9 protein-coding genes are annotated in these 7,665 nt (G+C 63.3%); 8 read left to right on the forward strand and 1 reads right to left on the reverse strand.

Features of this window, described 5'->3' with window-relative positions:
• Positions 1-152: 152 nt before the first annotated feature.
• From AC1DUB_RS22485 to AC1DUB_RS22510, 6 genes are all read left to right on the forward strand, one after another.
• Positions 153-1,283 (forward strand): aromatic ring-hydroxylating oxygenase subunit alpha, encoded by a 1,131-nt coding sequence (locus AC1DUB_RS22485; protein ID WP_477731394.1) that lies wholly within the window; start codon positions 153-155, stop codon positions 1,281-1,283.
• Between the two features lie 100 nt (positions 1,284-1,383).
• Positions 1,384-2,295: a DMT family transporter gene (locus AC1DUB_RS22490; RefSeq protein ID WP_477731395.1), complete on the forward strand. Its 912-nt coding sequence runs from the start codon at positions 1,384-1,386 to the stop codon at positions 2,293-2,295.
• A gap of 23 nt (positions 2,296-2,318) precedes the next feature.
• Entirely contained in the window at positions 2,319-3,218 is a 900-nt protein-coding gene (locus AC1DUB_RS22495) for a sulfurtransferase (protein WP_477731396.1), read from the forward strand.
• Positions 3,219-3,311: 93 nt separating this feature from the next.
• Complete coding sequence (locus AC1DUB_RS22500; RefSeq protein ID WP_477731397.1) at positions 3,312-3,635, forward strand: hypothetical protein; 324 nt, start codon at positions 3,312-3,314, stop codon at positions 3,633-3,635.
• 408 nt (positions 3,636-4,043) lie between these two features.
• Complete coding sequence (locus AC1DUB_RS22505) at positions 4,044-4,382, forward strand: KGG domain-containing protein (RefSeq protein ID WP_477731398.1); 339 nt, start codon at positions 4,044-4,046, stop codon at positions 4,380-4,382.
• Between the two features lie 267 nt (positions 4,383-4,649).
• On the forward strand, positions 4,650-4,826 hold the full coding sequence (locus AC1DUB_RS22510) for a hypothetical protein (protein ID WP_477731399.1): 177 nt from the start codon (positions 4,650-4,652) through the stop codon (positions 4,824-4,826).
• A gap of 545 nt (positions 4,827-5,371) precedes the next feature.
• On the opposite strand, the gene AC1DUB_RS22515 is transcribed toward AC1DUB_RS22510, so the two are convergent.
• Positions 5,372-5,581 carry a hypothetical protein gene (locus tag AC1DUB_RS22515; protein WP_477731400.1) on the reverse strand — a complete coding sequence of 70 codons (210 nt, stop codon included), beginning with the start codon at positions 5,579-5,581 and terminating at the stop codon, positions 5,372-5,374.
• Between the two features lie 299 nt (positions 5,582-5,880).
• Between AC1DUB_RS22515 and AC1DUB_RS22520 the strand changes: the two genes are divergently transcribed.
• Together AC1DUB_RS22520 and AC1DUB_RS22525 are read left to right on the forward strand one after the other, a co-directional pair.
• Positions 5,881-6,957 (forward strand): LacI family DNA-binding transcriptional regulator, encoded by a 1,077-nt coding sequence (locus AC1DUB_RS22520; RefSeq protein ID WP_477731401.1) that lies wholly within the window; start codon positions 5,881-5,883, stop codon positions 6,955-6,957.
• A gap of 178 nt (positions 6,958-7,135) precedes the next feature.
• On the forward strand, positions 7,136-7,665 hold a 530-nt coding region (locus tag AC1DUB_RS22525), incomplete at its 3' end, for a sugar kinase (protein WP_477731402.1).

Raw genomic sequence — 7,665 nt, forward strand, 5'->3', positions numbered from 1 at the left:
ATTGATAACAGTTCTCGATAACAGCACTTGATAACTTCGCCCCGGGCCCGCAGTGCAGCCCTCCAGCCTTGTTCCCTCCATTGGCGGTTGCCCAACCTGCTGATTTACCTGCCTCCCAAGCCCGCGTGCTGCGGCATGTTCACCAAAATTGCATGTCTGATCTAAGCCTTCGCCTGCTGCAGGCCACCAGCCAGCTCCCCATCTCCAGCTACTTTGACACCGGCCTGTACCAGCGGGAGCAGCAAAAGCTGTTTGCCCGCGGGCCGCGCTACTTGGGCCATGAGCTCGCGGTACCCAACCTGGGCGACTTTTATGCGCTGCCCCATGAGGGTGAAGGCCGCGCACTGGTGCGCAACAGGTCAGGCATTGAACTGATTTCCAATGTCTGCAGGCATCGCCAGTCGACCATGCTGCAGGGGCGCGGCTCTTTGGGCAACGGGGCCGACAGCAACATCGTGTGCCCGCTGCACCGATGGACCTACAACACCTCGGGCGAACTGATCGGCGCACCGCACTTCGAAATTGATCCCTGCCTGAACCTCAACCGCTACAAAACCACCACCTGGAATGGCCTGGTGTTCGAAGACAACGGCCGGGACATCGCCGGCGAGATGTCGCAGCTGGCCACAAGGGCCGACCTGGATTTTGCCGGCTACCAGCTGGACAAGGTCCACTTGCATGAATGCAACTACAACTGGAAGACCTTTATCGAGGTCTACCTTGAGGACTACCATGTGGGCCCTTTCCACCCCGGACTGGGCGGGTTTGTCACCACGGAAGATCTGCGCTGGGAACTAACACCCAGTTACTCGGTGCAAACCGTGGGCGTGTCCGACAAGCTGGGCAAGCCCGGCACCGACACCTACAAAAAATGGCATGACGTCGTGCTGCAATACCGCCAGGGCGTGGCGCCCAAATACGGCGCGATCTGGCTCACCTACTATCCGCACGTGATGGTCGAGTGGTACCCGCATGTGCTGGTGGTCAGCACGCTGCACCCGCAGGGCCCCGACAAGACACTCAACGTGGTCGAGTTTTTCTACCCCGAGGAAATCTGCGCCTTCGAGCGCGAGTTCATCGAAGCGCAGCAGGCCGCCTACATGGAAACCTGCGTGGAAGACGACGAAATCGCGCTGCGCATGGACGCCGGCCGCAAGGCGCTGATGCAGCGCGGCGACAACGAATTCGGCCCCTACCAGAGCCCCATGGAAGACGGCATGCAGCACTTTCACGAGTGGTACCGCCGCGAAATGGGCGCCAGCAAAACAACGCAGATGATCTGAGGGCATGCCCCTCGCTATGCACTTGATGGCTGCCAACCCGGACCCGTACCGGGTTACGGCCTTTTTTTACGCCTGAAAAATCTGCGGACGACCACACACGATGCAAGCCGTCTGGATGATCGCCTCCTCGTTCCTGTTTGCCACGATGGGGGTTTGCGTCAAGTACGCCTCCCAACACTTCAACAGCGCCGAGCTGGTGTTTTACCGCGGCGTGCTGGGCATTCTTTTCATGGCCGCCTATGCCCGCGCTGCCGGCACCTCTCTGCGCACCAGCGTGCCCGCCATGCATGCGTGGCGAAGCGTCGTCGGCGTGGTGGCGCTGTCGGCCTGGTTTTATGCGATTGCACACCTGCCGCTGGCCACCGCGATGACGCTCAACTACATGAGCAGCGTCTGGATTGCCGCGTTTTTGGTGGGCGGCTCGCTCATGCTCGGTCGTCCCAACAAGCGGGGAACCAGCCAGGGCCCGCTGGTACTGGCGATTCTGGCCAGCTTCGCCGGCGTGGTCATGCTGCTGCGCCCGGCCATGGACCAGAACCAGACCTTTGCCGGCCTCGTGGGACTGCTGTCCGGACTGGGAGCCGCATTTGCCTACATGCAGGTGATGGCGATTTCGCGCATGGGTGAGCCCGAAACGCGTACAGTATTTTATTTTGCAGTGGGTACTACAGTGGCTGGCGCCCTGGGCATGCTGGTCACGGGGATTTCGCCCTGGCACTGGCAACATGCGCTCTGGCTGCCTCCGTTGGGGATTCTGGCTTCTCTCGGCCAACTGGCCATGACCAAGGCGTATTCGATGTCTTCCACCTCCGATGGCCATGGCGGAACCCTGATGGTCGCCAACCTGCAGTACTCTGGCATTGTGTTTGCGGCGCTCTACAGCCTGATCCTGTTTGGCGACAATATTCCCCTGATGGGTTGGGCCGGGATGGCGCTCATTATTGTCAGCGCGATTGTTGCCACCGTGCTGCGGGCAAATGCGGCACCTAACGCGCCCGCCGAAGAGCATTGACCTGCAAGTGAAGGAGCATTGAGATGAACTACACCACCCTGATTTCTGTGGAGCGGCTGCAGGGGCTGATGGCCCGGGGCCAACGCCTGCGCGTGTTTGACTGCAGCTTTGACCTGATGCAGCCGCACGCTGGAGAACAGCAATACCTGGAGGCGCACATTCCCGGCGCCGTGTACGCCGACCTGGACAAGGCCCTGACCGCCAGGCACGGGGTGCCGGGCGCCCATGGCGTGATCACGGCCACCGGCGCCGACGCCCCCGCCTCAGGCGGGCGCCACCCGCTGCCCAATCGTGAAAAATTTGCCACCTGGCTGTCCAGCGTCGGCTTTGCCAATGACATGCAGGCCGTCGTCTACGACCGCAATGGTGCCAACTATTGCGGCCGGCTGTGGTGGATGCTCAAATGGGCCGGCCACGACAGGGTGGCGGTGCTCGATGGCGGGCTGCAGGCCTGGCAGGCAGCGGGAGGCGACGTCAACAGCGGCGAAGAACCCGCGCACTTTGCGGCGACTTTTCTGMTCTCCCCTGCGCGGGCCAAGCTCGTCGATGCGCAGACCGTGGCCGAACAACTCGGACGCTCCGGCCAGACACTGATAGATGCACGTGCCGCACCCCGTTTCAGGGGCGAGGTGGAGCCACTGGACCCGGTGGCCGGCCACATTCCCGGTGCGCTGAACCGGCCTTTCAGCCAGAACCTCGGCGCCGACGGCAAATTCAAACCGGCAGCGCAACTGAAAGCCGAGTTTGAAGCCTTGCTGGGCCAGCGCGATCCGGCCACCGTCGTTCACCACTGCGGCAGCGGTGTCAGCGCGGTGCCCAACCTGATCGCGATGGAAATCGCGGGCTTGGGTCGCACAGGCCTGTATGCGGGCAGCTGGAGCGACTGGTGCAGCGACCCGGACCGGCCAGTGGCGCAGGGCTGAAACCCTTCAGGCCCTGCTGAAAAAACGCCGTGGCGCGCACAACGCCCTGGAGTTTTCTGGCAGCTTTCTCATCCTGTGCTGCGGGACGATCCAGTGACGACTCAGTTGCGGGCGCCGCTGACTGCCGCTGCCGGTGGTGTCGCTGCTGAACCCGTCGTATCGGTTCCCATGGGGGTGCTGCCCGACATGGCGCCGGCACTGGACCCAGTAGAACCCGAGGAACCCGTAGACCCGGTAGAACCGCTGGTGGAACCTGTGGAGCCGGGCGTGGTGGAAGGGCTCGTCATGGGTTCCGGCGAGGGTGTCGATTTCGTGGCGGCGTCGTCCACTTTCTTGCCGCAAGCGCCCAGCGCCAGCAAAGCAGACAAGGCCAGCGCCGTCGTGGCAGCGGATTTCAATTTGGATGCGTGCATGTAGGTATTTCCTTTTTTAAACGGGGATTGGCCGGTGTTCAGCCAGATTTCAATGTAGCCAGACTGCACGTTTTCCCCATGAGACGCTGCCTTGCCCGCCTGTAGGGATTTTTCGCCTTCTGCCGGGCAGCTATTGCGCCCAGCGTCGCTGTGCTGTATGCCGACGCGGCCTGGCCTGACGGGGCTGGGGGCCGATAGCAAGGCAAATTCCCCGCGCCAGCCATCGGGATTTACCTCGAATTTCGTCTTCCGTCTGTCCTACATCGCCAGCCCGGCAGGACTGACAGATAGCTCCCCCTGGCACCCCTAAATTGAAACTGTGGCGGGCAATGGTGCCCGCCACTTCAACGGCAACGCGACCGGAGCAATCCGTCAGTCAAAGCGTTGTTTCAATCCTGAAGGAGACTTTTTAATGGCTTCCAGCAATCAAGGGAATCAAGGCAACCAGGGTAACCAGAACCAGGGGGATAACCGGGGCGACAACCAGCGCAGCGGCAAGTCCGAGCGAGGTTTCGCCTCGATGGACCCGCAACGTCAGCGGGAAATTGCCAGCGAAGGGGGCAAGGCTGCGCACCAGAGCGGCAAGGCCCATCAGTTCACCTCCGAGGAAGCCAGCGAGGCGGGCCGCAAAGGAGGCCAGGCCAGCAGCGAAGGCGGTAACCAGGGCGGCAGCCAGGCGGACAACCAGAAAGGCAATCAGACAATCGATCAGCCAGGCAACCCAGGGGGTAACCAGAGCGGCCTCAGCTGACTTCCCGCTTGCACAGCCTGACAGCGGGGCGATAGTCGCCCCGTTTTTTGCCTCAATTTTGAAAAGGATGACCGGGGGCCCAGCTGGCTCATGGCGGCCTTGCGTCAACGCCCGCCTGGTCCTCAGGGGGGCATGCCGGTGCGCCGGTTCAATGGCCCGCATGGATACTTGTCCTACACGCAGCGTCAATACTGGTTGACACCGCCGCCGCGGCAGGGTGATTTCATAAGGGACGCAAGTCCCCTTACCCTAACCTTGGAGAGCGCCATGCCACGCGGAGACAAGTCAAGTTACACCGACAAGCAAAAACGCCAAGCCGAACATATCGAGGAAGGCTATGAAAAACAGGGCGTCAGCAAAGCCACAGCCGAAAAACGCGCCTGGGCCACAGTGAACAAAACCACCGGCGGCGGGAAAAAATCAGGCTCGGGCCGCAAGTCCTAGACTGCATCCGCCTTTTGGTTTCCGGTCGTGTTGCGCCGCGGCTCCGCACGAGAGGGGCTGGCGCGCGGTATTACCGGTAAGCGCTACTCCATGACCATGACGCGCAGGAAGACGGCCTTGCGCCGGTTGGCCCTTATTCGATGTCGACGGGCATGGGCGTGGGCTGCACCTCACCGGGATCAGGCGGCGTGGGCAACGGTGGTACGGGCTCGGGTGGCGGCACATCAGGGCTGGTGGCCATGGCTATTACTTTTCCGTCGGTTCGGATTCGGGCTGTGCGGCCGGATCAGACAATTCGGGCCGGAGCGACAATTCGCGGATCATGGCCTCGCCCTCCTCGTCAGGGCCGTCCGAGGGAAGGTCGGGCTCACTCCTGAGTTCCGGTTCTTCATGGTTTCTTGACCGGCTGCGGGGCCCTCTTTCCGGGACCGCACTGTCAGCAGCGGCCACCGGCGTATCTGCCCCGCTAACCTGCGCAGGCTCATCGGACGACCCCGTTCCGATGGGCACGCCGTGATCGGGGGAGGGGCTGGAGGCGGCCATCGTCATCCCCCCGCCAGCATGGATGGCAGCATGTTGTGTACCACAGCAGAGGCGGCCATGCTGGCCAGTGCCGCAATCAAAAAGGCAATGCCTGCCCGCAACAGGGGATGGCGGCTGCGGACCTTGGCCGGGGCTTCAGGCGCACGAGCAGTCCGCTGGTCAGCAAAATGTTCGGCGTCCGAAACGGGGCGCGGATTCAGGTTCAGATTCATGGCGATTCCTTGGCTGGTTTGCATGGAAGTTGCATGGAGCTACATGGAATATTCGCGCCAGCCGCCGCCCGGAGTTATAGGCGGCCAGGCCCTGTGTTTGTCAGCTGCCGGCTGACACGGCGCGGTGGCGCTGCTGACCGCCGCCCCCCCAAAAAAATCCGCAGGCAAGCGGTTCTGGCCGATCAGTTCAGGCCGCGCGCCATCATTCGTCAAATCCCGCGTCAGATCGACAGCCCTTGAGGAACAGACTGGTGCTACCATTCGCTGAAACTGGTTTCAGAACCTGCCATCCCCACCCCATGACCGGCAAGAAAAATTTGCACCCTCTTTCCGCCGCGCAGCCTGCGGCCCGCGCCACCATCGCTGATGTGGCGCGGGAGGCGGGTGTCTCCAAAGCCACGGTGTCACGGTTTCTGAACCATCGCGAGAGGTTGCTCACGCCGGACATTGCGGCTCGCGTGGAAGTCGCCGTCGCCGCGCTGGGCTTCAGCCCCAGCCCCATGGCCCAGGCGCTGAAACGGGGCCGCTCGCGCCTGATTGGCCTGGTGGTGGCCGATGTGACCAACCCGTATTCCGTGGCGGTGCTGCGGGGTGCCGAAAAAGCCTGTCAGGAGGCCGGTTACCTGCTCATGCTATTCAACCTGGGCAACGACAGCCGGCGTGAGACCGAGGCCATCGAGGCCCTGACCGCCTACCAGGTGGAAGGGCTGATTCTGAACACGCTGGGCCGCGATGCCGGCGCAGCCGCCGAGGCCGCGCACCACGCCAAGCCGGTGGTGCTGGTGGACCGGCGCCACCAGGACATGCAGGCCGACTTCGTGTCGCTCGACAACGCCGGCGCCGTGCGGGTGGGCGCCCGCCACCTGGTGGACGCCGGCTACCGCGAGCTGCTTTTTGTCTCGGAGCCGCTGAAGGATGTGAGCTCACGCATGGAGCGCGAAAGCGCGTTTCGCAACTTTATCGGCGAGTCTGCGGCGGATACGCCAGGGCTGGCAGGCCACACGTTTGAAAGCGCGGCAGACGACACGCAAGGGCTGGACGAGGCCCTGCGTGACTTGCGCCAGCGCGCCGGCGAGCGTCTGCCCGGCGTGGTCTCCAGCAACGCCGTGGTGACCCTGCGGGTGGTGGCGGCCATGGCGCGGCTGGGCTGGCGCTTTGGCTCCGAGGTGGGCCTGGTGGGTTTTGACGAAACCGAGTGGTCGCCTTATGTGGGCCCGGGCCTGAGCACCATCGCCCAGCCGACCGACGAACTGGGCCAGCTGGCCGCCGGCTGCCTGATTGAGCGCCTCAAAGGCCTGGACCTGCCGCCGCGCCAGATTTTGCTGTCCGGCCGGCTGGTGCCGCGCGGCTCCTCCGTGCCTCACCGGACTGCTTAGCCGCCAGATTTACGGGAAGAATGCCTGGGAACCCTGGAGATTCCCGGTTGCGGCGCAAGTCATGCTTCTTTTATAATTCACTGAAACCGATTTCACAATCAAGTCTATCCGGCCCGCTGCTTCAAAACCTTCAAAGCCGCGGCCCCACGCTTTCACCCAACAGCAGGAGAGCCCCCTGATGACCAGTACGCTGGACGTTATTACTTTTGGCGAAGCCATGATGCTGCTGGTTGCCGACCGGCCCGGCCCGCTCGAGCATGCCGAGGCCTTTCACAAGCGCACCGCCGGCGCGGAGACCAATGTCGCCATCGGCCTGGCGCGCCTGGGCCTGAAGGTCGGCTGGGCCAGCCGCCTGGGCACAGACTCCATGGGCCGTTATCTGCTGGCCGCCATGGCCGCCGAAGGCATCGACTGCTCGCACGTGGTCTGCGATGCGACGCAAAAAACCGGCTTCCAGTTCAAGGGTAAGGTCACTGACGGCAGCGACCCGCCGACGGAATACCACCGCAAGGGCTCTGCCGCCAGCTACATGGGCGTCGCCGACATTGACGAAGCCTGGCTGCTGTCGGCCCGCCATCTGCATGCCACCGGCGTGTTTCCGGCCATCTCGGCAACCACCCTGCCCGTTGCCCGCAAGACCATGGACCTGATGCGCGCCGCCGGCCGCAGCGTGTCGTTCGACCCCAACCTGCGCCCCACGCTGTGGGC

The sequence above is a fragment of the Polaromonas sp. P4_F9 genome (assembly GCF_056401235.1).